The sequence below is a fragment of the Rothia sp. HMSC069D01 genome (assembly GCF_001810135.1).
In the GTDB taxonomy this organism is placed as follows: domain Bacteria; phylum Actinomycetota; class Actinomycetes; order Actinomycetales; family Micrococcaceae; genus Rothia.
Map to the genome: position 1 here is coordinate 220587 of NZ_KV800108.1, position 26603 is coordinate 247189.

18 protein-coding genes and 2 pseudogenes are annotated in these 26603 nt (G+C 56.8%); 15 read left to right on the forward strand and 5 right to left on the reverse strand.

Going from position 1 to position 26603, the window contains the following annotated elements; translation table 11 throughout:
• The first annotated feature begins 29 nt into the window (after positions 1 to 29).
• From HMPREF2710_RS05360 to HMPREF2710_RS09550, 3 genes and pseudogenes are all read left to right on the forward strand, one after another.
• Positions 30 to 455: an ArsR/SmtB family transcription factor gene (locus HMPREF2710_RS05360; RefSeq protein ID WP_070599930.1), complete on the forward strand. Its 426-nt coding sequence runs from the start codon at positions 30 to 32 to the stop codon at positions 453 to 455.
• A 132-nt stretch (positions 456 to 587) separates the two neighbouring features.
• Positions 588 to 2618: pseudogene (gene thrS / locus HMPREF2710_RS05365) on the forward strand (threonine--tRNA ligase); the annotation flags it as partial.
• Between the two features lie 21 nt (positions 2619 to 2639).
• A pseudogene (locus HMPREF2710_RS09550) lies at positions 2640 to 2981 on the forward strand (pentapeptide repeat-containing protein); the annotation flags it as partial.
• 518 nt (positions 2982 to 3499) lie between these two features.
• On the opposite strand, the gene HMPREF2710_RS09375 reads toward HMPREF2710_RS09550, so the two are convergent.
• The 5 genes from HMPREF2710_RS09375 to HMPREF2710_RS09380 all read right to left on the reverse strand — a co-directional run bounded on the left by HMPREF2710_RS09375 (position 3500) and on the right by HMPREF2710_RS09380 (position 12733).
• On the reverse strand, positions 3500 to 5374 hold the full coding sequence (locus HMPREF2710_RS09375; RefSeq protein ID WP_141746612.1) for a hypothetical protein: 1875 nt from the start codon (positions 5372 to 5374) through the stop codon (positions 3500 to 3502).
• 1535 nt (positions 5375 to 6909) lie between these two features.
• Positions 6910 to 7917 carry a GIY-YIG nuclease family protein gene (locus HMPREF2710_RS05370; RefSeq protein WP_070599932.1) on the reverse strand — a complete coding sequence of 336 codons (1008 nt, stop codon included), beginning with the start codon at positions 7915 to 7917 and terminating at the stop codon, positions 6910 to 6912.
• A 187-nt stretch (positions 7918 to 8104) separates the two neighbouring features.
• Positions 8105 to 11011, reverse strand: a complete 2907-nt coding sequence (locus HMPREF2710_RS05375) for an FAD-binding and (Fe-S)-binding domain-containing protein (RefSeq protein ID WP_070599934.1) — start codon at positions 11009 to 11011, stop codon at positions 8105 to 8107.
• A gap of 355 nt (positions 11012 to 11366) precedes the next feature.
• A complete protein-coding gene (locus HMPREF2710_RS05380; RefSeq protein WP_005505835.1) occupies positions 11367 to 12362 on the reverse strand; it encodes a restriction endonuclease in 996 nt (331 codons plus the stop codon).
• Positions 12363 to 12502: 140 nt separating this feature from the next.
• Positions 12503 to 12733, reverse strand: a complete 231-nt coding sequence (locus HMPREF2710_RS09380) for a hypothetical protein (protein ID WP_141744435.1) — start codon at positions 12731 to 12733, stop codon at positions 12503 to 12505.
• Positions 12734 to 12846: 113 nt separating this feature from the next.
• Between HMPREF2710_RS09380 and HMPREF2710_RS05385 the strand changes: the two genes are divergently transcribed.
• From HMPREF2710_RS05385 to secD, 12 genes are all read left to right on the forward strand, one after another.
• On the forward strand, positions 12847 to 14493 hold the full coding sequence (locus tag HMPREF2710_RS05385; protein ID WP_070599935.1) for a potassium channel family protein: 1647 nt from the start codon (positions 12847 to 12849) through the stop codon (positions 14491 to 14493).
• Between the two features lie 459 nt (positions 14494 to 14952).
• The gene (locus HMPREF2710_RS05390) at positions 14953 to 15600 is read left to right on the forward strand and encodes a hypothetical protein (protein WP_070599937.1); all 648 of its coding nucleotides are present in this window, start codon (positions 14953 to 14955) and stop codon (positions 15598 to 15600) included.
• A gap of 87 nt (positions 15601 to 15687) precedes the next feature.
• On the forward strand, positions 15688 to 16263 hold the full coding sequence (locus tag HMPREF2710_RS05395; RefSeq protein ID WP_049350129.1) for an HIT family protein: 576 nt from the start codon (positions 15688 to 15690) through the stop codon (positions 16261 to 16263).
• 548 nt (positions 16264 to 16811) lie between these two features.
• A complete protein-coding gene (locus tag HMPREF2710_RS05400; protein ID WP_070599939.1) occupies positions 16812 to 17978 on the forward strand; it encodes a hypothetical protein in 1167 nt (388 codons plus the stop codon).
• 202 nt (positions 17979 to 18180) lie between these two features.
• Positions 18181 to 19464, forward strand: coding sequence for a Mur ligase family protein (locus HMPREF2710_RS05405; RefSeq protein WP_049353261.1), 1284 nt, complete (start codon positions 18181 to 18183; stop codon positions 19462 to 19464).
• A complete protein-coding gene (locus HMPREF2710_RS05410; RefSeq protein ID WP_070599941.1) occupies positions 19464 to 20231 on the forward strand; it encodes a type 1 glutamine amidotransferase in 768 nt (255 codons plus the stop codon). Before HMPREF2710_RS05405 ends, HMPREF2710_RS05410 begins: the two co-directional genes overlap by 1 nt.
• 132 nt (positions 20232 to 20363) lie before the next feature.
• A complete protein-coding gene (locus HMPREF2710_RS05415) occupies positions 20364 to 21122 on the forward strand; it encodes a YebC/PmpR family DNA-binding transcriptional regulator (protein ID WP_049342025.1) in 759 nt (252 codons plus the stop codon).
• Between the two features lie 298 nt (positions 21123 to 21420).
• Entirely contained in the window at positions 21421 to 22077 is a 657-nt protein-coding gene (ruvC, locus tag HMPREF2710_RS05420) for a crossover junction endodeoxyribonuclease RuvC (protein WP_070600490.1), read from the forward strand.
• Positions 22078 to 22309: 232 nt separating this feature from the next.
• Positions 22310 to 22930 carry a Holliday junction branch migration protein RuvA gene (ruvA, locus tag HMPREF2710_RS05425; RefSeq protein ID WP_005505871.1) on the forward strand — a complete coding sequence of 207 codons (621 nt, stop codon included), beginning with the start codon at positions 22310 to 22312 and terminating at the stop codon, positions 22928 to 22930.
• Between the two features lie 171 nt (positions 22931 to 23101).
• Positions 23102 to 24088 (forward strand): Holliday junction branch migration DNA helicase RuvB, encoded by a 987-nt coding sequence (gene ruvB, locus HMPREF2710_RS05430; RefSeq protein ID WP_172855776.1) that lies wholly within the window; start codon positions 23102 to 23104, stop codon positions 24086 to 24088.
• Between the two features lie 364 nt (positions 24089 to 24452).
• Positions 24453 to 24812 carry a preprotein translocase subunit YajC gene (gene yajC / locus HMPREF2710_RS05435; RefSeq protein WP_044150403.1) on the forward strand — a complete coding sequence of 120 codons (360 nt, stop codon included), beginning with the start codon at positions 24453 to 24455 and terminating at the stop codon, positions 24810 to 24812.
• Positions 24813 to 24911: 99 nt separating this feature from the next.
• Positions 24912 to 26603, forward strand: coding sequence for a protein translocase subunit SecD (secD, locus tag HMPREF2710_RS05440; protein ID WP_070599942.1), 1692 nt, complete (start codon positions 24912 to 24914; stop codon positions 26601 to 26603).

Genomic DNA, 26603 nt, shown 5'->3' on the forward strand with positions numbered 1-26603 from the left:
CCCTTTCCTGTACATAAGGTGAAAATACTATGACTCAGAGCCACCACGCAGACCAGACCGAAACTAACACCACCCACACTGACCATGCCCACGAGCATGCATCGGACCATACCCACGAGGTGCCCACCAACGCGCCTCTCTTCGAAGGCAACAGCCCCAAAGACTGGGAGGAACAGTTTGGCCCGTCCGTGGCGATTTTCTCTGCGCTAGCGAACCCGCTACGCCTGGCGATTGCGCATCACCTGATGCACCGCCCGCACAGCGTGAGCGAACTGCACACCTGCCTGGGCATTTCGCAGCCGCTCGCCTCGCACCACCTGCGCATCCTGCGTGAGGCGCACGTGATTGACCGTGAGCAGCAGGGCCGCACTACCATTTACCGTCTGAAGGACGACCATATTAGCCACATTGTGGTTGACGTGTATGAGCATACGCGTGAGCATCATGCGGACTAGTTTGCCCTCAAGCTGAGCGTTGGCTGGGAGCCGTTGTAAGATGGTGTGTGTCCGTGCACCAGTACAGTGCGGAATAGTATGCGCACCGGCGGCGCCCCGAGTGGCACGCTTGCGCCTGAGTTAAGGAGACTTATGTCTGCCGCTGATTCTTCAGCAATTGTTATTAGCGTTTCTGGTGAGGAGCGCGAGGTCACCGCGAAGACTGCCGCTGAGCTGTTCGCTGACGACCCGAAGATTGTTGTGGCACGCGTGAACGGCGTGCTTGTTGATCTCTCCCACGAGCTGTCTGCTGGCGACTCCGTTGAGCCGGTTTTCATTCACGAACCGGACGGTCTGAACGTGCTGCGCCACTCTGCCGCGCACGTGATGGCGCAGGCGGTGCAGGAGTACCGCAAGGACGCCAAGCTGGGCATTGGCCCGTACATTACTGACGGCTTCTACTTTGACTTTGATGTTGCCGAGCCCTTCACCCCGGAAGATCTGAAGAAGATCGAGAAGTCGATGATTAAGATCATCAAGTCCGGTCAGCTGTTCCGCCGCCGCGTGGTCACCCACGACGAGGCTGTCGCCGAGATGGCGAACGAGCCGTACAAGCTGGAGCTGCTCTCCCTGACCCAGGGCCCCGGTTCTGGTGCGGATGCTGCCGAGGGCGCATCCGTGGAGGTCGGCGAGGGTGAAATCACCATTTACGACAACGTGCACCCGAAGACCGGCGAGACCGTCTGGAAGGACCTCTGCCGCGGCCCGCACCTGCCGAACACCAAGCTGATTGCTAACGGTTACGCCCTGATGCGTGCCGGTGGCGCGTACTGGCGCGGTTCTGAGAAGAACCCCATGCTGCAGCGTATTTACGGTACCGCTTGGCCGACTAAGGACGAGCTGGTGGCGTACAAGGAGCGCATCGCTGAGGCGGAGCGCCGTGACCACCGCCGCCTGGGCCGTGAGCTGGACCTGTTCTCCTTCCCGAAGACCATTGGTCCCGGCCTGCCGGTAATCCACCCCAAGGGTGGCGTGATTAAGCGCGAGATGGAAGACTACGTGCGCACCCGCCACATTCAGGAAGGCTTCCAGTATGTCAGCACCCCGCACATTTCGAAGGAAGACCTGTTCTACACGTCCGGTCACCTTCCGTACTATGCGGACGGTATGTTCCCGCCCATGGAGCTGGATAACGGTCATTACCGTCTGAAGGCTATGAACTGCCCGATGCACAACGAGATTTACCGTTCTCGTGGCCGTTCGTACCGTGAGCTGCCGCTGCGTTTCTTCGAGTTCGGCACCGTGTACCGTGACGAGAAGTCCGGCGTGCTGCAGGGCCTGACCCGCGTGCGCATGATTACTCAGGATGACTCGCACTCGTATGTGACGAAGGAGCAGGCACCGGACGAGGTGCGTCACCTGCTGAAGTTCATGCTGAGCCTGCTTGAGGACTTCGGCATGACTGACTTCTACCTTGAGCTGTCCACCCGCGACACTGAGGGCGATAAGAAGGATAAGTTCATCGGTACTGATGAGCAGTGGGAGGAGGCTACCGCGGTTCTGGAGCAGGTTGCGAAGGAGACCGGTCTGGAGCTCGTCCCGGATCCGGGTGGTGCTGCGTTCTACGGCCCGAAGATTTCGGTTCAGGCGAAGGACGCGATTGGCCGTACCTGGCAGATGTCGACCGTTCAGTATGACTTTAACCAGCCGAGCCGTTTCGGTCTGGAGTACCAGGCTGCGGACGGTACCGTGCAGGAGCCGGTCATGATTCACTCGGCGAAGTTCGGCTCGATTGAGCGCTTCTTGGGTGTGCTGACTGAGCACTATGCGGGTGCGTTCCCGGCGTGGTTGGCACCGGTTCAGGTGATTGGTGTGCCGGTGGCTGAGGCGTTCAACGACTACATGACCGAGATCGCGGATAAGCTGCGTGCGCACGGCGTGCGTGTTGAGGTGGATTACGGTTCGGATCGCTTCACGAAGAAGATCCGTACTGCGTCTACTGAGAAGGTTCCGTTCATTCTGATTGCTGGCGGTGAGGATGCGGAGCACGGCGCTGTTTCGTTCCGTTTCCGCGGCAACAAGCAGGAGAACGGTGTGCCTGTGGATGAGGCTGTGGCACGTATTGTGGAGCATATCCGCAACCGCGTGAACGAAGACCCGAAGCCCAGCACCGAGGCTGCAGATAGTTCTAACTTTGAGGGTGTCACCTTTACTGAGGTAGCACACTTTAAGAATCATATTTTTGCTGAAGTTGCTGTTTTCAATAATGTAACCTTTGCTAAGGATGCTGACTTTACGGGTGCCACCTTTGCTAAGGGCGCTGACTTTACGGGTGCCACCTTTGCTAAGGGCGCTGACTTTACGGGTTCCAACTTTACTAAGGGTGTTAACTTTACGGGTACCACCTTTACTAAGGGCGCTGACTTTACGGGTGCCATCGTTGACGGTAAAAATTTTGAACTTTCTGGGGGAATTATTTTCGAAGAAGCCCTTCCCGAAGGAGAAATTAAAACTCCTGCAGACAAAGCTAACAGTGTATTGGTTTGAGAATGAAAAATCAAAATTTCATCACGGTTGTTTTACTTACCTCTGAAATCAATTCGGAACAATTTTAAAGTTCACTAAAGGAAACCGCTTCTCTAGTGTAGCTATAAGCTACAGGGGGGGCGGTTTTCTTATTATCCTGCAGAATTTGAATACAGTTTATTGGGTAGCAGGTGCTGACATAATAAAAGAATAAATTCGCATTGTGGGTTGTTATATCCCACCAGTCTGCTGCAATTAGGGCATAATTATGTACTCGTAGTAATTACCGTACAGAGAGTTGGTGGGAACGCTATACTATTTCTAGTATTCTTCCTAGCGGGGAAATTGCTGGCATGAAACATAGTATAACGACTACTAGGGGCAATATATACTTATATTATTGATGGGGTAGGTGCAAATATTGTACTGTGTAAGAATGAAAATTCCCCAGCAGACCATATTATATAGGCTAGTCCGCCGGGGAATTTTTTTTGGTGGGAGCTAATCGGGGATTAAAATATTATACTTAAATCCCATATTTATAATACGCAATAATTTATTTTGAAAACATTCCAGAGATGGTTGATGTGATTGCGATTGCGGATGCAATTTTTCTGGTTTGAATTCGGGTTGGGCGAATTTATGCTAGGCCATTTAAAAAGTATGTATTTTTTCTTGCTGTAGTCATATTTTCTACAGCCAGTGGATTTAAATTTTTCAACCTTGAGATTGGTAGAAGTATTAACCCCAGCATGAAAAATTGTATCTTTTGAATACAGGAGTTTAATTTTATTAATCTGAAAATCGACATATGAATAAAAATGGGTCCCACTCAACTCAAGTAGATCAATATAATTTGCGCTGACGGATACATTTGATTTTGAATTAATCATTACACCATGCGGAACCTCACGGGTATTGGTTGACCCATTGAGGAGGAACTGTGAATCGGGGGCGATTAATTTCCCAATTCTTCCCCTAGACATTATTTTTAGGGAAGAGTGGAAAGTTGATTCAAGGAAATTTATTATATCAATTTCTGAACCGGCAATTAAAACATCGTTCTTTAGAATGCAATCGTTAATTTTTATATTTTTCAAATTTTCGGAAATAGGTTGTCTGTATTGGGATATATCAGGATCATTTATATTCACTACGCCGTTAATTATGTGTTTATCTGGTATTTCGAAAATTACGTTATCGCATTGATCAATATGTATATTTCCTTGGATTATTGTATGTTGGATTGCCCCTGACATACCGGGATCTCTGGAATCATATTTTTGGCCGACAATAATGTTGGCTTGAGGTATGTATCTAAATGACGTATTGGCGGGTAGGTTTCCGTAAACATATATGGGTAGTTCAACCCCCTTGTTTTTGGAGTCGTCGCCCTCTGGGTCATAATCTGGAGGACAAAGGTGTTTTATTTCTAGTTTCGAATCCTTGGCAAAATGTGAATCCTCGAGTGTAATATTAGACACAGCTGCCCGGATACTTCCTCCCCGCGTAAATTTACCGGGGGCTAAGATGACAGAACCTTTAAATGTGCAATGATTGATAAGAACTTCTCTTGAAGAAGCCTGATTATTATATTCTACAGAAAAGTAAATTTCTAAATTATTTATAAATGTGCAACCATTAAGATTTATATTATTTATTTCGGCAACATTTTTAAATATAACTGGATGTGTGAAAATCGCACCTTCAAAGTTAAACATAAAATCGCTCCAATCAGAATAACCATTATCTGATTGATTAAGTCGATTGCATATTTCTTCCATAATCGTTTCACAAACTTCTTTTTTGTAACTGTTACTATCTGATGCTTTCCCATACTCTCTGATGTAAGTGCATAGCACATTTATTATTGACTGGGCTTCTTGTTTGCTACTGGAATTATTTTTTTTACCCATATTAATATAATCATCAACCCAATCATCTGCAATCTTACATAGGCTATAGACTGCCGAAAGTGCAGTTGGTGTCTTTTCGGAAAATATAAGTTCAATTGATTTTATGTTTCTTTCATACCGAGAATCATGTAATTTTTGAATTTTTTCATCAATATTTTTTGATTCATCAATGTCATTCTTTCTACGATTTTCCATATAAGTAAAAAGAACAACTAATCCACCACTTATAGTTAGCATCGATTGAAGTAGTACGGATCCAGCTCCATCTTTTTGGAAGCTTAGATTAAGTGCAATTGGCAGGAAAAAAGATGACGCAACAATGATAAATGCTAAAAGCAGAGCGATAAGATTGTAGCGTTTCTTTTTCTTACCCCGAGTGCAAATTGCGTAAGCGGCAAAACCGAAAAGTCCTACAATGAATAGTATTCCAATTATTGTGAGTGACTCTTGTCTTTTGGGGCTCAGAGTTGAGAAGTCAATATTGGGCCAGGTTATCAAAATAGTTGTTCCTTCCTTGAGAAAGCTTTTGTTATGAGATATGGGGTGAAATATTATGTGATGATTTTATGATATTTAGAGACATTTTATCATGAAATATATTAATTAAGTGGACTTTTAAGAATGAAAGTTTGTTGGATAATGTGTTCAAACGAGGGGACTCAGCTTGTCATCCATTTTGGATAGCCCGCCGGGTTCTCTTTTTATGTTTTTGGCAAGTTAGCCACGAGGACACTCAAGGTTCTGTAAGAGCGCATCTGATGAATAGCCTGAATGGTAGCTACAAGCCATAAAATCATGGTCCAAAGGTAGCTTGCACTGTTTTCCACAGGTCGTCTTTTTTCTTGCTTCCGGAGCTAGTTTTCCACAGATTGCCGAACGGACGCCCACGATCCTCAAAATCACGGTAGAGTTCATATACCCACGTGAAGGAGCGAAAACCATGGCGAAAAAGAAACGCCTCATATCCGGCGAGAAATTGAACTCCCGGTATCACGCTGCGTTGAGATCTGGACACATCCTCCCGGTACCTCGTATGTTGACATTGAAAGCCAATTTCTCAGTTTATGAGATATCCGCAGTTGCGTGAACGAAGACTCGAAGTCCAGTACGGAGGCTGCCGAGTAGTACTAGGCTCGCTGGTCTAGCTCATATATAGAAACCATCCCCTTTGCGGCGACAAGCTGCGGAGGGGGTGGTTTTTGCGCTTTGAGGAGGTGAGGGGGAGGAGGGACGGGCGGGTGCAGAAAGTTGTGTCGCGGGCTAGTTTTTAGCCCCAGAGTGCTAGCGTGGTAGTAAGGCGAACGTCCGTAGTCATTCAGAAAATGGGTAGCTGGATGGCTGCGAAAATGATGTGTCGTTGTTGATTATTGAGGGAGCACGAGCGTATGAAGTCGAATAAGTATGTTCCTGTTGGGATGCTGTTCTTGATCCTGGCAATTATCTTGAATGTAGTGTCAAATGTTAGCGACCTAGTGCTTGGAATTCTCTACGGTATTTCAATAGCAGTATTGATTATTGGACTATTTAATAGTCGAAAATAAATGCTGCAACAGACAAAAACGGACCCGACAGGCTATCCATCAGATAACCCGCCGGGTTCTTCGGGAAGCAAAGTTCGTTCACGAAGAAGTAGTAGGCTTTGCTGTTGAAGTGCATGTGAAAGGGGCGAAGTATGGCAAGTGTTGAAGTGATGAAGGAACGGACGGGCTCGTATTGCGGGTCGTTTCAACCTGTCTGCTCGCCGAAACCCGGAACACAGGGCACTTGTTGCGCTCGCTGCGCAGAAGGCGGGAGGGGAGTGTCATGTTATCCCGGTTGCTCCCGGCGAAGACGAGGCTGACGTACTCGACCGTGCACGCAAGGTTGCGGACGGCAGTCCGGTCATTATCGTGACTGAGACTGATGGGGAGATTCACGCTCGCCTTATTAATGGTGAGAGTAACTAGGGTGAGTAATCCTAAAACTAGTAGAAGACCCGGCGGGTGCTACAGATGTAGTACCCGCCGGGTCTTCTCATACCAGCAAGCAGGGGATTAGTTCTGAGAACCGTCAAGGTTCTGCAGGAACCCACCCAGCGAAATGTTCGGATCAGTTTCCAAAACCCAATCCGCATTACCGCTCGAAGCGCCGCCCAGAACAAAACGGGAAGCAGCAGACTGGCTTGTAAACTCAATCGGTTTCACAATCTTCAAACCATCCAGGTGACCGGCGGCAACCTGCTCAGCGCGGGTAGCTTCCAAAGCCTCCAAATCCTTCAGATAGCGCGCCTCGGCCTTCTTCGGTGCACGCACCGGCAGAAGCTCACCCTCAAATACCTCAACGCCCACACGATTACCAGAGATATTGACAATCCGAGCGCGAGCCGGATGCTTCAACTCCTTGCGCTTAATGCGGAATACTGCATCAGCCAAAGCGGCAGAGAGTTGAGCTTCTTCCGGCTGAGAAATAGTAGAAGAATCATCAGCCGGTGCATTCGCTGTTACCTCTGTACCCGTCGACTTAGCCTTCTTCGGGGTGATGGGCTCAAACATGCGGTGACCACTCGCGCGTAGCATCAGTAGAACTTCAAGGACGAGGGAACGCAGAATTGCTTTCTTCACTTTTGCGATATTTCCGGCGAAGGGGATAATGCCATTCTCCAGACGATATCTGCCAACCTTCTGAGCCTCACGACAGAACGCGCTTTCCAGGTAGTTGAGCTCTGTCGCTTCCCAAGAATTGTCGGTGGAAGTAATCAGGTACGCGGTATCCCAGAAATCCTTAGAGCGGTCATGCTCACGAATACGGCCTATCAGCCCATTTCCATTCAGGCGTTTTGCCGCCTGGCCAATATACAGGCGGGGGTCGTTTGCTGAGGAGTTCGTGAGGAAGTAGATACCGGAGAAATGCAGTTCCTCTTCGTTTTTGTATTTCTCAAGCAGAGTGCGGGGGAGCTTATCAATCGTGATATTTCGGTTGTAGAGCTGGTAAGTAACACGCTCTACAACATCGCCCTCCCAAAGAGTTGTATATAGCTGAACAGTAGTCGGGGTGATAGACACGGTGCTCCTTCGCTGCCGTCGTGAGTGAACAATCGAGATGAGACCCTCACAGGGTTCCTGACTAGCAATAATACAGGGTTATTGATTCCTGCGAGATACTTCAAGTCATCAAAGGAACCCGGCAGGCTATCCATCAGATAGCCCGCCGGGTCCCTTCTTTTATGCCGTTGCTATGCGCTTAGCTCTGTTAGCGGGTGGTGCGTTCCAGCAGCTGCAGCACGTTCTGGTAGCTGTGGCCGGTCGCCTCCGTCATGCCCTGCTCACAGGTGCGGTTCGCCGAAATGTATGCGGCGAACTGCTTCTGCTCGCTCAGCTCCGCAGCCTCAGCCTCCGTAGCGCTCGCCGTCAGCTCGGGGTGCAGCATACCGCGGTCACCCGCATAACCACAGCAACCCCAGTGCTTCGGCACGTACACGTCGTCACTCATCGCGTTCGCAATCTTCTCAAACGCAGGCTGAGTACCCAGGTGAGTCATGGAGCAGGTCGGGTGCAGAGCAACCGACGGCAGGGGAGCGGACACGGTCAGCTTATCCAGCATGTTGTCGGCGGCGAACTGAACCGCATCGTACATGCGCAGACGCGAGAAGTCCGGCTCACCCGGCTTCAGGCCGTTCACGATCTTGTGCTCAAGCGCCTTAATAACCTTCTCACGCATCACCTCAAGGCCCTCAGTACAGGACGAAGCGTCACACACGACCGGCAGGCGGCCACCGTCAGTAGCCTCCCACAGGGACTTCAGCACACGGTCGCTCATGATCGAGTAGCCGTCGGTGAAGCCCTTCGACTTCCACGGGGTAGCACAGCACATCTCACCAATATTGTCCGGGATGCGGTACTTCACGCCGGTACGCTCGCACAGGCGGATGAACGCCTGGGTTGCGTTGACCGGGTCATGCTTGCCGTCGCCGTCCACGCCGCCGAACATGGAGTTCACGCAGGCGGGGAAGAACACAATCTCAGCGGTTGCGTCCTTGTGCGGCTTACGTGCCGGGCCGCCGACCGGCAGGCCCTTCTTGTAGGAAGGCACCATGTCATCACCCATGACCTTACGGGCAATGTTGGTGGTACCGTGCACCACGGGGAACGGCAGCTTCTTAGCCACAGTCAGGGACTTACCGGCGACCTTATCCATGACGCCCCACTGCTGCGCGGCGACCTTCCAGCCGGTAGCAGCCAGATTGTCCTGGTTCTCAGAACGCAGGCGGCGAATCAGGTCGCCAGTGTTAATGTTCACGGGGCAGCGGGTCTGGCACATGCCGTCCACAGCACAGGTCTCAATGCCGTAGTACTCGTACTCCTTACGCAGGCGCTCGGCCAGCTCGTGATCGCCGTTCGCCTCAGCGGCAGCAATCTCACGGCGCAGCACAATACGCTTACGGGGGGTCAAAGTCAGGTTGCGGGAGGGGCAGACCGGCTCACAGTAGCCGCACTCCACACAACGGTCGACTTCTTCCTCAACGGTCTCAGCGACCTTCAGATCGGTCACGTAGTCGGTGCCCGGCTCAACCAGCAGAACGCCGGGGTTCATGAAGCCCTTCGGGTCAATGAGGCGCTTAATCTGGCGCATCACGTCGAAGAGTTCCTCACCGAACTGGCGGCTCACGAACGGCGCCATGATACGGCCGGTACCGTGCTCAGCCTTCAGCGAGCCGTCAGCGGAAAGGATCAGCTGAACCATTTCTTCGGTGAAGTCGCGGTAGCGGTCCAGCTGCTTCGGGTCGCGGAACTGCTCGTTCAGCATGAAGTGGATGTTACCGTCCTTCGCGTGACCGAAGATCACGGAGTCCTGGTAGCCGTGTGCGTCGAACAGCTTGGTCAGGTCGCTACAGGTGTTACCCAGAACCTCAACAGGAACAACCACGTCTTCAAGCAGTGCGTTAGTGCCGGAGCGGCGGTTACCCGCAACGGTGGTGTACAGGCCGCGGCGTGCCGCCCACAGTGCGTTACGCTCAGACAGCTTGCTGGTCATCGACACCGGCGAAGCCACCGGCAGGCTCTTAAACATGGGTGCTGCAGCGGCAGCCAGGTCGCTCAGCTCCTGCTCGGAGTTGCCCTGGAACTCAACCAGCAGGGCGGCGTGGTCCTTCACGTTGATGGCGGCGAGCGCCTCCGCAGCCTGACCGGTACGCTGAGCCACACGAATACTGGTGGCGTCCATGAGCTCGACGGTGGCCAGCTTGTTAGCAACCAGTTCGGGCACGGAGCGTGCAGCATCAATCAGGTTGTCGAACACGAGCAGGCCGGTGGAAATGTTCTTCAGAATCGGCAGGGTGCGGTAGGTTGCCGAAGCAACAAAACCGAGGGTGCCTTCCGAACCAATCAGCAGGTGCTGCAGAATGTCCACGGGGGTTTCAAAGTCGACCAGGGAGTTCAGGCCGTAACCCATGGTGTTCTTCATGGAGTACTGCTGGCGAATCTTCGCCATGGATTCGGGGTTTTCAAGCACGCGCTTGCGCAGGCGCAGCAGGCCCTCGTGGAGTTCAGGTTCGAGGGAGCGTAGCTTCTGGTCGGCGTCCGGTTCTGCGGTGTCAATGATGGTGCCGCTGGGCAGTACGAACACCATGGAGTCGAGGGTGTTGTAGGTGTTGTACTTGGTGCCCGAAGACATGCCGGAGGAGTTGTTCGCGACCACACCGCCGACGGTGCAGGCGGACCAGGATGCCGGGTCGGGGCCAAGCTTGTAGCCGTAGGGTGCCAGGTAGTTGTTGACCATCATGATGGTCGCGCCGGGCTGCACGCGCACCTTCTTGCCGTCTTCAAGGACCTCGATCTTCTTGAAATGGCGGCGGGTGTCGACCATGAGGCCGTCGCCGCTGGACTGGCCGGAGAGGGAGGTACCGCCGGAGCGGAAGGTCAGCGGCAGGCCGAGTTCGCCTGCGGCGCGGAAGATGTTTGCGACGTCTTCGGCGGAGTCGGGGCGGACCAGGCCGGCGGGCACGAGCAGGTAGTGGGATGCGTCGTGTGCAATAGCGAGGCGTTCGAGTTCGGAGACGCTCGATTCGACGGCTTCTGCGCGTGCATCGGAAAGTAGACGATTGAGGGTGTCCGCGTAGGGGGACTTGAGTGCTTCGGACGTGTTTGACACAACGGTCATAATCTTGAGCTTCCTTACTGGTGAAGGGTGTGAATGCTGTCCTTATCCTAGTATGTGCTCTTGAACACCGTCTTTTCCTGTTAGCTATGGCTAAGCTTGGCGACTACTTGTCACCATAAAGGGGGCGGGTTATGCACCGTGCTGATGTGCGTTTTTGCCGCGTATTTGCTGGCTTTCCGGGGGAATACGCCCGGGCCTGCGGAGGCGCACCCACCACACTCTGAACGCCGCGGTTGCTCTTAGGCGCGGCTGCCGAGGGTTGTAACATTCCAGCGGCTAACCCAAAAGGCGGCTAACCCAAAAGAAAGCGTGGGGCAGAAAGCTACATGCTTTCCACCCCACGCTTGTGTAACGTTTAGGCTTCGTCGAAGAAGTCCTCATCAAGCTTCATGATGGTGTACGTGCGTGCCACCTGTACGCCAACACCGTACTTAATCATGAGGCGCGCCAGGTGCTCACCATCAATCAGAACGAGGGAAACTCCGCCACCAAGTTCCTCCGCATAGCCGCGTGCGTCAGACGTATAGGAGCTCGACGTGATGAACACTCCCTGCGTTGCCTTGCCATGCAGTGCGCCCACAAAGCTCTGAAGGGCAGGGCGTCCCACCACATTGTCCTTGGCGTAACGCTTAGCCTGGACATAAATCTTTGAAAGACCCAACGCATCCTGGTCAATGATTCCGTCCACGCCGCCGTCATTGGAAGCCGGAGTAACGGTGCCGCGTCCTGCCGGGCCGCCGTAGCCCATCGCCAACAGAACATCCACCACCAGATGCTCAAAAGCAGTCGGAGACATTGCGCGGACGCGTTCCAAAATATCGTGCGTCAGCGCGGACTCAATCTGAGTGATGCTTTCATCAATGAGTTCCTGCGGGGTGCTATCAGACACCTCAGAGGGTGCAGTCGTGACGGCAACAGTCTTGGTAGCGGTCTTCGGGGTTTCCTGCGGGTCCTGCTCGGAACTATCAGACTGGGAACGCTCACGCGTGCTGCGGGCGGAACGAACGATATGCGCGACGACATCATCGGGGATGCCCCCAGGATGAGCCTCAATCAGCTTCAAGCCTTCGTCAGAAATAACCTGCTGACCGCGGCGAGGGGAATCAACCGCACCGAACATCTTGAGATAGGTCAAGCCCCAACTAATGCGGTCCACATAGACGGGACGCTTGCCGTTCGGCAGGTAGGGTAGTAGCTGCTCGTCAGAAAGCGGGTAGCGCTCTGCTACAGCGCTATAAATCTCTTTATTGGTGCGGGAGTTGCCGTCAGATAGGTAAGCAAGAATGCTGGGAATGAATTCGTAGAACTTGGGAAGTTCAACCTCAGTGGTATCAGGCGACTGAGCGGTCATCGGTGTATCTCCATTGATTGATAACGGCTGGTTAATAACGGCGGGTAGTCCGTTCTTAATATACCTCTAATACAAAAGATAATCGTTACCAGAGGTGCCTGTTTTCCCTTGTGCAGGCTTTATTAGCGCCGCAGCTGCTCTTAGGCACGCCCGCCGAGGGCCGTAACATTCCAGCTAGCAGTACTATCAGAAGTCACCACACCACAAAATAGGGGAGAACCCGCCGAAGCACGCACCCCCAAATCCTCCACAAACACGCGGCCACCCGCAGGCACACTACGCTCCTTACGATCCACACCCGCACAATACACCGTCATCTTCGCACCCGAACGGTTCTCCACCGCAACCGAACCGCCGCCCGATTTCGACACAGTATCGTGCACAAAACCGCGGTGTAAAGACCGCCGCCCAAAGGTCACAGCACAAGGTCACAGTGCAACGAAATAGAAACGCAAACGCAACGGCGTGGAGTATCATTCACACTATGGATAAGGCAGAACAGAACCAGACAGACAACACGGTAAAGAACGGCACAGCACCCAATACCTCGGGGAATACCTCGGGCAATATTCCGGGGAACAGCCCGGTGGGTGCGTCTGCGCGCCCTGAAACTGTTGCATCTGAAACTACCGCATCTGAAGCCGCCGCTGAGAATACCACGAAGGCTGGTTATACCCAGTCGGCACCGGCAGAATCCAGTGCCGCCAAAACTAGTGCTGCAGCAAGTAGCCCCGCAGAGGCTACCGCCCCCGGCATGGAGGCAGTACAGGTTGATGCCGTGCAGATTGATAGCGCCCGCCTGGACAGCACCCACTCCGTCTACTCCACCGACCTGGACCCCGACGACTACGAAGAGGTCGTCGAAGAATACGCCACCACCGACGCGCCGGACGGTACGCACCGCGAGGAGCGTCGCATCACCCGCACCACGCATCACCCGCACGGCAAGGGCGACCAGAAAGCGGGCACCCAGGGTAACCCCGATGGTGACGCCGAGATTATTGATGTAGGCGAACCTGAAACGCACACCACGACTATCCGCACGGTCACCCGCACCGTCACGGACCCGCCGCGTCGCGCCCCGCGCACCCGCCTGTTCCGCACGCTCAGCAAGTACCGCGGCGAGAAGAACCTGGCGGCGTGGGAGGAACGCTCCTCCACGCCCATGTTCGTGGCGTCCGTACTGTACCTGCTCGCGTTCGCCGCGCCCATCATGAGCACACGCATTCAGGAGCCGTACGACGCGTACCTCAACATCATTCAGATGATCCTGTGGGGCCTATTCGCCGCCGACTACTGCATTCGCCTGTACTTGGCGCCGCGGCGACTCTACTTCATCACGCATAACCTGATGAACCTGGCGATTGTGCTGCTGCCCGCGTGGCGTATTGTCAGCTTCCTCTCCATGATTTATATGACCGCCAACCGCCAATATAAGAGGCTCTCAGAGCTGGCGGTGAAGCTCTTCGGATACACCGCGATCTTCATCATCATGTTTGCCCTGTCGATCTATTCGGTGGAGTCCTCCGAGCCGGGCGCGATGATTCGTGACCTGCCCACCGCCTACTGGTGGATGTTCACGACCCTCTCCACGGTCGGCTACGGAGACGTTTACCCGGTCACCGGTATCGGCAGGGTCATCGCCGTGATCGTCATGCTGTACGGCGGGGGCTTGGTCGCGGTTGCTACCGGTGCGCTCGCGAGCTGGATTATCGAAAAGTTTGGTGGCAGGGAGGAGCAGGAGTACCCCGCAACCAAGGCTGACGTGGACGATCTTCGCCAGGAGATTTCTGAGTTGCGTGCCCTGCTGGCTCGTGAGTATGCGCGCCGTGAAGCCCGCGACTACACGTTGCGTGAGGTCGTGGATGAAGACGGTGTGCACCCGGTTCCTTCGGATGCGGAGGCGGCACGCCGCGCCGGTTTCGGTACCGCTGGGTTTAGCGCTACTGGGTTTGCCGCACCGGGTGCTTCTGCAGATGCTCCAAACGCCGCACCTGCTGAGGAGCCCGGTGAGCCTTCGACCTCTCATGAGGTCGCTGTGCGCGAGCAGGAGCCGGTCGCCCTGCTGGAGGAGACCCGCCAGACGTTCACGATTATTCGCGAGAAGTTCTCGTTGCGTTCCCGCAAATAATAGGAGCCTGCGAACAGTAGCTGGGCTGCGGTAGCGCAGATAGCAGCGCATATATGACAGTTCGGTTGAGGCTCGGCACTCAAACCCACACCGCGTACCCGTTGTGGCGGTGGGTTTGGGTGCCGAGCCCACGTGTAGGCAGATTAAGCGCCGCACTTGCCACCGAGCGGGATATTTTGCCTTGTCGAGGCAAAAATAGCCCGTGGAGAGTGCAAATTGGGGCTCGTGTGCGCGAAAAACCCCTCAACTTAAGATCTAATGTGACCAAACTATCTTTTAAAAATGGCCGCCACTGGTGAAACTCCTAGCCAGAGCCTATAAACTATCTACCGTGCCGGTTATCGAACGCCCTGTAGCCTCAATGCGCTACGGGGTGTTGTCGTATCCCCACCTCACTCACGGGGAGGCACCACTCAACTCACAAACTCACTCAAACACATACTCTGTTAGGACACGTTCGTGGTACCTAAGTCCACTCTGGGCGCGCTCGCTCTACTCGGCGCGCTCTCTCTCACCGCGTGTGCACCCGCACCGAATAACGCCTCCGCAAGTGCGGTTGTTGACCCCGCAGCTTTTGAAACCGTCGAGCCTAGTGCCGTTTCCGCCCCCGGCGATGACAGCACCGGAATTAAGGCGGCGGTTAATGCCTCGCATGACCCGTCGATTCACCCGGCTGCGACCCAGCCTACTGAGACCCCCGCGCCGGACAACACGAGCAACCAGGAGCCTGCCGCATCCGACGCGACGGCTGTGCCCTCTTCCGTGCTCGCAACCCGCTCGACTGCGAGCGCTGACGGCACCTGGGTTCAGCAGGACTCCACCAACCTCGAGAACTACATGGATGCCGTCATTCACGACGGCGTTATTGAGGTGACTTACCACCTGAACCACGAAGAGCTGGCAACCCCCTTCTGGGTCGGCACCTTCGAAGCAAAAGACGGCAACTTCAGCTACATTTCCCGCGTGGACCGCGCGAAGCTGGCGCGTGCGCCGTACGCCTCCGACAAGGAGACCAAGGAATTCACCATGGAGAACGGCGTGCTGAGCTTCCCCATGACCTATGAGGGTGCCACCCGCATCATTCACCTGGAAAAGCAGCACAGCTAAGCGCGCTGCCGGGGGAGTTATCTCATATCTGGCACGCATGACGGACGGAGCGTTCCCGTTGCCGCGTGCGGGCTATAGAATGGGACTATGAGCGAGAACACGACCCCCGAGCACGGCACCGCAGCCTCGGTGCAGGATTCCTTCGAGCTGCCCAGCGCACCGGACCAGTTCCAGCGCCTGTGGACCCCTCACCGCACCGCATATGTGAGCGGTGGCCAGAAGGACTACACCGAGAAGACCTGCCCCTTCTGCACCGCGCCCAGCCGCAGTGACGAGGAGTCGCTGATTGTGCACCGCGGCGAGCATGCCTTCGTGATTCTCAACCTCTACCCGTACAACCCCGGTCACCTGCTGGTCTGCCCGTACCGCCACATCCCGTTCTACGATGATGCGACCGAGGCAGAAACCATGGAGATTGCGCAGCTGACCCAGCTCGCTATGAAGGTTCTGCGCGAGGTGTCGCATAATGACGGCTTCAACATTGGCATTAATCAGGGCAAGGTGGGTGGCGCGGGTATTGCTGATCACCTGCATCAGCATATTCTGCCGCGCTGGAGTGGGGATACGAATTTCCTGCCGATTATCGCTCACACCAAGACTATGTCCCGCACGCTGGACGATATGCGTGTGGCCATCGCGGAGGGGTTTGCCCGCCTCAGCTAGATGGCGTGGATCATCCGTCAGATAGTCCGGCTGAGCGGCTTGGTGATTTTGAAATTTTGCACTAATTGCTTCAATTTGCCAGCTAGTGCACAGAAATTCTGCGTCATAAATGCGCAGATTGGGCAGTCGATGCGTATTTGAATGATGTTATGTCCATTGGATATGGCAAAGTTTTAAATGCAGCGACGCTGCGGGGAAGCTTCCGGCTTCCAGAAACACCGCATAGCTCACCGAAAAATAGCGGTCACCGATCGCTTTCGGGCTTGGCAGGGTAAGCGCCCTGCCTCAACCACAGAGGTCAGCGCCTCAGCTGAGAACCCACCCCGTCGTGCGTGAACGCACGGCAACACTGCGAGGGGTGCGGATCAGCGTGAAGGACGCTGGCCTCTTTTTGTGTTCTGCGGATGCGCGTGGCAGATGCGTGTGGGGGCGAGCGCGCGGGGAATGTGCGGAACGTCTAGGGTGAGCCCGCCGGTCGTGCCACGAACCCGCCAGACCCGCTAGATTTGCCAGCACTAGATGTACCAGGCCCGTTAGAGTGGAATGCTATGGACTACCCCAACCTGCTTGAGACTGCTTTCGACGAGTTTAGTGCTGCGCCCGCCGCCGGTAATAATGCCGCTGTCGGGGATTCAGCAGGCGCGCCGCAGCTGCTCATCTGGAGGCAGATCCGCTGGTCCAACCGCCGCCCGCTCATTGAAGTGGAACCGGTCGTGCCCGGCGGGGTCGCGGAAGGAACTCATAACCGGGCGTCTCAAGCGGCGGGGGAGAGCGCCCCTAACCAGGAAAGCAACCCTGCGCAGCGTGGCGTTCCGAGCGGGGTTCGCATCCAGATTCCGCTGACCCCCGGCGCCTACCTGGGGCTGCGCATTCCGCGCGATAGCGAGGGGGAACTCTACCGCTACTGCGCCGGCTACACCACCGGTACGAGCAATGACGCCGCCCCCGAATCCGCGGGAATCCGCCGCGTACCCTGTCCCGAAGGTGCCCGCATCCAGCGTGGCCAGCAGTGCCCGCGCTGCACCGCCCGCGACGAATTTACCGCCCTGCACAGCGCGCACCTGTACCCCGGAACGCTCACCGAATCCATGCGCGCCTACGCCATGCTGGAGCATCGCCTCTACATCGCGACCTTCCCCGACGGCACGCACAAGGTCGGCACGAGCTCCCTGCATTCGACCCCGCGCCGCCTGGACGAGCAGGCGGTCGCCACCGCCACCTACATTGCGCTCGCACCCGACGGCCTTGCCATTCGCCGCGCCGAGGATGCCGTGACCGCTCTCGCGAAGATTCCGCAGGTCAAGCAGATGGCGAGCAAGTACCGTGCCTGGACGAACCCGCTGCCCGGCGTGCTGCTTCGCACTGCCCACCAGGAGGCGGTCGCCCGCGCCCGCGAAGCGCTCGCCGAACTGGCGCGCACCGACCCGGAGGTGCCGCTCACCGCCCTGGATGAGCCGTGGATTCCGTCGCTCGCCATGAACCGCCCGTACGCGGCTCTGCGCGCGCAATCGCCCGAACCGCTGGCGCCGTGTGATTCTGGTCTGGAGAGCGGTGCGGCTGGTTTCTTCTGTACGGGCGCGGCGGGTCAGTTTTTGAGCGCCCACACCGGCGATGCTGACGCGGCGTTCCTGGTGAATACTGCCGCGTGGCGGAACGTGCTGGTGGAGCCGGCGCAGGAGTTCACGCGGGTGAGGGTGCAGGGTTCTCTGTTCTAAACGGGCTCGCTGTACTAGGGGGGCTCGTTGTTCTAACACCCCCGGCGCTCCGCCCTAGCCGGAGCCCCGCACCAAACGCCCACACCAAACCCCTGAACCAAAACCCCCGCACCCCCGTACTAAAACCCCAGTAACCCCGCCCCGTCCGGCATGAGCGAACGGGCCCGGCGGACCATTCAGCCGCTGGCGTGCGTGTACTAAAATGGTAAGCATGTCCAAACCCCTCATTCGTCTTCTCGGCCAGGGCGTACGCGCCGCGACTAAGCTTCGCGGCGGCGGCTCCGCCTTCCCCGGCCTTGTCATGGAAAAATTGCACCCCGACTTCGTCGCTGAAGAGCTCGCGAAGCTGCCCTACGGCGTGGTTGTTGTCTCCGGCACGAACGGTAAGACCACCACCACGAAGATGGCTGTGCAGCTGCTTGAAGCTCAGGGTCTGAAGGTTTTCACTAACCGCACCGGTTCGAACTTTGTGCGCGGTGTTGCTGCGGCGCTGCTGGGCGAGATGACCCTCGGCGGCAAGCTTGACGCTGATATTGCCGTGCTTGAGCTGGATGAGGCGCACGCCGTGCACTTCGTCAAGGCCGTCAAGCCCGACTACGCTCTGCTGCTGAACGTTCTGCGTGACCAGCTGGACCGCTTCGGTGAGATTGACACGACCCGCCGCATGCTGGCGACCGTCGCCTCCGCAACGACCGGTACCGTGGTGCTCAACCGTGAGGACCCGCGCATCCGCTCCCTCGCTGAGAACGTGCAGCCTGGCGTGACCGTCAAGTACTACGGTCTGGATGAGTCCCTGCGCTCGTACTTCCCCTCGGATGATGAGATGCGCGGCGGCACCGTCGCGAAGGCAACCCTGCCCGAGGCAGACGTCACCCTGACCGCGTTCTCCGGCACCTCCGCAACCTTCGACCTGGCGGGTGTGGAGCGAGTTGGCGAGATTAACCTCTACGGTATTTACAACATCTTCAACGCGGCTGGCGCTATGGCGCTGACCCGCGCCGTCATGGGCGAGAAGCTCAACGAAGATAAGCTCATCGCGGAGCTGGCGAAGATTACCCCCGCCTTCGGTCGCGGTGAGACCCTGAACGTGAACGGCCGCCCGCTGCAGCTGTTGCTCGTGAAGAACCCGAGCGGTTTCCGCCTATCCCTGGCGAGCGCGAACGCTGACGACTACGCCACCATGATCACGATTAACGACCAGTACGCTGACGGTCGTGACGTGTCCTGGCTGTGGGATGTTGACTTTGACAGCTTGAAGAAGACCGGCGTGCAGATGGTTTCGGGTGTGCGTGCCTGGGATATGGCGCTGCGTCTGGATCATGACGGCGTGAAGGTTGACGATGTCAACGAGAATCTCGCCGATGCGCTCAAGGGCTTCATCGCCTCCAGCGGTAACGCGCCCATGCGTATTTTCTGCACCTACACCGCAATGCTGGCTCTGCGTGAAGAGCTCGCAAAGATTACTGACGTTGAGAGGGTCTCCTAATGACGGCAACTCACACTTTTGAGGGCACCCCCGCCTCCGGCCCCAATAACGGTAAGACTCTGCGTATTCTGCAGCTGTACCCGCTCGACATGAACATTTACGGCGACTGGGGCAACACCCTGGCGCTGGCTCGTCGCGCGCAGGCACACGGCTTTGACGTGCAGATTCTGGACCACAACCCCGGTCAGCCTTTCCCGGAGGATGTTGACATTATTCTGGGTGGCGGCGGTCAGGACTCGGGTCAGTCCGTGATTCAGGATGACCTGCACGCGAACGGTGACACGCTGCGCTCGCTGGCTGAGGCTGGCGTGCCGATGCTCGTCATTTGTGGCCTGTACCAGCTGTTCGGCAAGGAATTCCGCACCCGTGAGGGTGAGGTGCTGAAGGGTATCGGCATTTTTGATGCGCACACGGTCGGCGGCGATGACCGCCTGATCGGCAACATTGTTGAGGAGTCTGAGGAGTTCGGCACCGTGATTGGTTTTGAAAACCACTCGGGCCTGACTTACCTGGGTTCCGGCTGCACCCCGCTGGCTACCGTCACCAAGGGTGAGGGTAACAACGTGACCGATACGTATGAGGGTGCGCGCGTGCACAACGTGATTGGCACCTACCTGCACGGTTCGCTGCTGCCGAAGAACCCGAAGATTTCGGACTACCTGATTGAGCAGGCGGCTCAGCGTAAGTTTGGCGAGTTCACGCCGAACACGATTGACGACTCGCTGGTGGAGAAGGCGCGCGCTTCGGCTGCGTCTCGCCCCCGCTAGCCTATTCCTGGTGGTGGCGTGCACTTTCTGAGGTGGTGTGCGCCTCCGCTACGGTATAGTTATGTGAGTACAGTACGGTGCGTGGGACGTTTCGCCGTGCCCGCACGGAGGTTTTGACTAAGGGAGATACGAATGTCGGGTCACTCTAAATGGGCGACTACTAAGCACAAGAAGGCTGCTATCGACGCTAAGCGCGCGAAGGCTTTCGCGAAGTTCATTAAGGCTATTGAGGTTGCGGCACGTATGGGTGGCGCCGATATCGCCGGTAACCCCGCTCTTGACCTTGCTGTGTCGAAGGCGAAGAAGAACTCCGTCCCCAACGACAACATCGACCGCGCTATCAAGCGTGGCGCCGGCCTGACCGGTGAGACCATCGACTACACCGAGATTATGTACGAGGCACGCGGCCCGCAGGGTACCGCCCTGTACATCGAGTGTCTGACCGATAACCGTAACCGTGCAGCGTCTGAGGTTCGCCTGGCTGTGACCCGTAACGGCGGCACCATGGCTGACCAGGGTTCGGTTGCGTTCCTGTTCGAGCGTAAGGGCGTTGCTGAGGTCACCAAGACCGACGGTCTGACCGAGGACGACGTTCTGATGGCTGTTCTGGATGCAGGTGCCGAAGAGGTTCTGGACGAGGGCGATATTTTCACCGTTGTTTCCGCAGCGACCGACCTGCCCGAGATCCGTAAGGCACTGGACGAGGCTGGCCTGGAGTACAACAACGACGACCCGGTCTTCCGCCCGACCATGCAGGTCGACCTGGACGCCGAGGGCGCCAAGAAGTTCCTGAAGCTGGCAGACGCTATTGAAGAGCTCGACGACGTTCAGAACGTCTACTCGAACGCTAACGTCTCTGACGAGGTTATGGCAGAGCTGGAAGCTGAGTAATCACTCGGATTCTGATATCTGATGCTTGAAGAAGCCGCTCCTTTAACCGAGCCGCCGTAGGGTGGCTGGTTGGGGGAGTGGCTTCTTAGCGTCTGGGGCTTTTTTGGGGATGTGCTGGGTACTTTTCGCGGGGCGCACGGTGACTGTTCTCGTGGTGATTGTTTACGCGGTGACCGTGTTCGTGGCACGCCCCGGTACCGGGTGCTAGGATTCTGAAGGGCTAGAATCTAGAGATTCTATAGGGAGTTTGTCGAAAGGGGAGATGATGGCTGCCGCTCAACCTGCCGCACGCGATAGCATGCGTGAAAACCGTACTGCCGCTGCCGTGGAGCGTGTGCCGGGTGCAACCCGCATCATGGGTGTTGACCCCGGTCTGACCCGCTGCGGCTTCTCCATGCTCGATATGACCGCCGACCGTAAGGCGCACTTCGTGAACGTGGGTGTTGCCGGCACAATCCCGGCGGAGTCCCTGGACCAGCGTATTCTCTGGATTTTCAACGCCGCCTCCCACTGGCTCGACACCTACAAGCCGGATGCCCTGGCGATTGAGCGTATCTTCGCGCAGGAGCAGGTGAACACGGTGATCGGTACGGCGCACGCTTCGGGTGCGGTGATTTCTGCGGCTGCGATGCGCGGCGTGCCGGTGTTCTTCCATACCCCCTCGGAGGTGAAGGCGGCGGTGACCGGTAGCGGCCGCGCCGATAAGGCGTCGGTGGGTCGCATGGTGACCCGTATTTTGGGGCTGGACTCCATGCCGAAGCCCGCCGATGCTGCCGATGCCCTGGCGATTGCGATCTGTCACGGTTGGCGTGGCGGCGGCATCGGTTCGGGCATTAACATGGCCGCCCAGACGCAGACTCACCAGGGTTCACGCCCGGCGCAGACTCACCGTGGTGGGTCGTTGACTCCGGCGCAGCGTGCCTGGATGGAGGCGGAGGCGCGCGCTCGCCGCTAGAGGTGCCGCCGCTAGAGGTGCCTTCGTGGGTCTGTGCGCTGCCTCCTGCTAGCTTGCGTGTATTCGCTAAGAAGTTCGAATATATGCTTGATTTCAGAAGAAATATTCTAATATACTTGTAGTGTCTCCCCGTTGAATTGGGGGAGTGCGTTCTGTGGGTGCCGGAGTTCCCGGTGCCCTCACACTGCCGCGAGCCTCAACCCGGGGGCGCGGTGTTGAAAGGTGGAGAGAAATGATTGCGTCCCTGACCGGTCGTGTGGCTCAGGTGGGCCTTGATCATGCGGTGATTAACGTGAACGGTTTCGGCATGCTCGTGTACGCGACCGCGCGTACTCTCTCCAAGCTACGCACGGGTGAGGAAGCTACCGTACTGACCACTATGATTGTGCGTGAAGAGTCGATGACTCTCTACGGTTTTTCGGAGCCTGCCGAGCGTGAAGTGTTCGATATGATGCTTTCGGTTTCCGGTATTGGTCCGCGTATTGCTCTGGCGGTGTTGAGTGTTCACACTGCCGCTGAGGTGGAGCGTGCCGTGGCGACCGGTGACGATAAGGCGTTCACGAAGGTTCCCGGTATTGGCCCGAAGGGTGCCCGCCGTATTGTACTGGAGCTTGCCGGCAAGCTGATTCTCAGCGATGGTCAGACTGATGAGCTGCCGCTGAGCCAGGGCATTGTCTGGAAGCCGCAGGTGCTTGACGCTCTCACCTCTCTGGGCTGGAGCGAGAAGGACGCTTCCGCCGCTATTGACGCTTACGTGCAGCACAACCCTGCCGCAGAGACTGAGCCGGTGGGTGTGGCTCTGCGCGGTGTGCTCGCATCCTTGGGTACTCAGAACACGGTGGGCCGCCACTAAGCGGCGCGCCCTGTTCGATGTATCCCACTCAAACTTTTGTGAAAGAAGAATTCTATGAGCCAGAATCCCTATGAGCCGCAGCCCGCGGCGTCCCTGGTTTCCGGCGGGTATTTTCCCGGTCAGGTGCCCGGCACTCAGGCGTCTTCAGCTCCCGCCCAGCGCCTGGTGGCGATGGAAGAAGAGCCTGAAGAGAAGATGATTGAGGCGGCACTGCGCCCTAAGTCCCTGGACGACTTTGTGGGTCAGCGCCGTGTGCGTCAGCAGCTGTCCCTGGTGCTGGAGGCTTCGAAGATGCGTGGCCGTAGCGCCGACCATGTGCTACTGTCGGGCCCTCCCGGTCTGGGCAAGACCACTCTCGCGATGATTATTGCGGCAGAGATGGAGGCGCCGCTGCGCATCACCTCCGGCCCGGCGATTCAGCATTCGGGTGATTTGGCGGCGATTCTGTCTTCGCTGACTCCCGGTGAGGTGTTGTTCCTGGACGAGATTCACCGTATGAGCCGCCCGGCTGAAGAAATGCTCTACATGGCGATGGAAGATTTCCGCGTGGACATTGTGGTCGGAAAGGGCGCGGGTGCGACCTCCATTCCGCTGGAGCTGCCGCAGTTCACCCTCGTGGGTGCGACGACCCGTGCGGGTCTGCTACCCGGTCCTCTGCGTGACCGCTTCGGTTTTACCGGTCACCTGGAGTTCTACTCGGTGGAGGAGCTTGAGCTGGTGCTGCGCCGTAGCGCGGGTCTGATGGATATGCAGATTACCTCCGAGGGTTTCACGGAGATTGCCGGTCGTTCCCGTGGCACGCCGCGTATTGCGAACCGCCTGCTGCGTCGTGTGCGTGACTGGGCGCTGGTGAACGGCGTGGACCGCATTAACGCGACCGATGCCGCAACCGCGTTGGACATGTACGAGGTGGATTCGCGCGGCCTGGACCGTCTGGACCGTGCCGTGCTGGAGGCGCTGATTCACAAGTTCGGCGGCGGCCCGGTGGGTCTGTCCACCCTCGCCATTGCGGTGGGTGAAGAGACGGAGACCGTGGAGACGGTTGCCGAACCCTACCTGGTGCGTGAGGGCCTGATTGGTCGTACTCCGCGCGGTCGTGTGGCTCTGCCCGCGGCGTGGGAGCACCTCGGCTTGGAGGCCCCGGAGATTCAGCTCTAGATCCGCATCAGCTTTAGGCCCGCATCAGCTGATAACACAGTAGTAGCCCGTGGGAGGTAGTAACCTCCCGCGGGCTTCTCTGTGCCCCCGGTAGCTCTTCTGCAGGGGCGGCACTCTTCTACCGGTTCTGCAGGCGCTGTCGGGTTTCATTGGGCTCTGCCGGGCTCTGCTGGTCTTTACCAGTGACATAAAATTACGCCGAGAGAGTCCAAAACTCAGGTTAACCTCACAAAAACGCTGGTTCGGGGCGCTAAAGCTCATGCTCTCGCGTAGGATGGATACGTACTGTATCTACGATTCCACACCTTCTGGTACGCTCAACCCTCGCGGTGAGCGGCACGGGTGCGGATGTGAAAGTGAGACCATGGATTTTAACCTCCTGATTATGATTGCCATGATGGCGCTGCTGGCATGGATGATGTTCTCCGCCCAGAAGCGTCAGCGTAAGCAGATGGAGGAACTGCGCGCAATGCAGCAGTCTCTCGTCCCCGGCACCCAGGTGATGACTGGTTCCGGCATCTACGGCACCGTTGTCAGCACTGACCTTGAGAACAACAAGCTGCAGCTTCAGATTGCGGACGGTGTTGTTATCACCCTGGCACTGAACGCGATTATGGCCGTCGTCGAGGAGGAAGCCCCCGCAGCGCCCCTGACCGAGGACGCGTACGAGGCTACCGCATCCGAAGCTCCCGCTTCCGATACCTCTTCTGATACTGCTAAGTAATTCAGCGCGTATGAGCCCGGCGCCCAGTGAGCGGCGTCGGGTTTTCGCGTTACGGAATCTGTAGAACACTCAATACTATTCACACGAAGAAGGAACATTATGGCTAAGCGTTCACCGCTTGCAGCCGCGCGAGGGGCGCTCCTCTCGATGGTCCTGCTCATGGTTGTTATGGCTGCCGGTATTTTCGGCACCACCTACGCGGGAGGTTCTTGGGCACCGAAGCTCGCCCTGGACCTTTCGGGTGGTACTCAGATGATTCTTTCTCCGAAGGTCAATGGCTCTTCGGATGAGAACGTCTCCCAGGAGCAGTTGAACCAGGCGGTTGAGATTATTCGTCAGCGCGTTGATGGTGCCGGCGTTTCGGAGGCGGAGGTTACCACCTCCTTCGGCTCGGGTAATAACGTGGTTGTTTCGGTTCCCGGAACGATTAGCGCTGAGACTCGTCAGCTGATTCAGGCGTCTGCAAATATGACGTTCCGCCCGGTTCTTGTAGCCGGTGCCGGTACTGCGGTGGCTGAGGATGCCCGCACTGCGGACGATAAGCTGCCCAAGCCGTCCGCGGAGCCGACTGACGGTTCGGACCGTAACTGGATTACTGCGGACCTGTACAAGCAGTATGAGGCGAAGGACTGCACCGCGGCACGTAATGAGGACGCCGATAGTGCGGACCCGACTAAGCCGATGGTGGCGTGTTCCACTGACGGTCAGGAGAAGTACATTCTGGGTCCTGTGGAGCTGAGCGGTAGCGATATTTCTACTGCAAGCCACTCGCAGGAGACGACCGGTCAGGGCGTGACTACGGGCCGTTGGGCTGTGAACATTCAGTTCAACGATGCTGCTCGTGAGAAGTTCCAGAACATTACTTCTCGCCTGAACGCGATTCGTGCACAGAACGCAAACGATCCGCGTGCCCGCTTCGCGATTCTGCTGGACGGCAAGGTGCTGTCCTCCCCGGTGTCGCAGGCAGTGATTTCTGATGGTAAGCCGCAGATTACCGGTAACTTCACCGAGCAGGAGGCGAAGGCTCTCGCCGATCAGCTCAAGTACGGTGCTCTGCCGATTAGCTTCACGATCCAGTCGGAGCAGCAGATTTCTGCGACCCTGGGTTCGGAGCAGCTGCGTGTGGGTCTGCTGACCGGTCTGATTGGTCTGCTGCTGGTGTTCGTGTACTCGCTGTTCCAGTACCGTCTGCTGGGCTTTGTCACGATGATGTCGCTGGTTGTGGCTGGCATCATTTCGTATGAGGCGATTGTGCTGCTGGGTTGGGCGTTGAACTACCGCCTGTCCCTGGCTGGTGTGGCGGGTCTGATTGTGGCGATTGGTGCTACGGCTGACTCGTTCATCGTCTACTTTGAGCGTATCCGTGATGAGATCCGTGCGGGCCGCACGATCCCGTCGGCGGTGAACCACGGTTGGCAGCGTGCATCCCGCACTATCCTGGCGTCGAAGGCTGTGAACCTGCTGGCTGCTGTGGTGCTGTACGTGGTGTCGGTCGGTTCGGTGAAGGGCTTCGCGTTCACCCTTGGTTTGACTGCGATTGCTGACCTTGTGGTCGTGTACCTGTTCACCCACCCGATGCTGACTCTGCTGGCGAATACCCGCTACTTCGGTGAGGGTCACCGCCACTCGGGCTTGTCGCCTGAGTCGCTGGGCGCTACGCCGCTGTACCGTGGTGCCGGTCGCCTCCGCAGCCCGGAGGAGAAGCAGCTGAGCATCGCTGAGCGTCGCCGTGCAGAGCGTGCTGCCGCTGAGGCTGACGAGTCTGCTTCTGATGAGAAGAAGGAGAGCTAA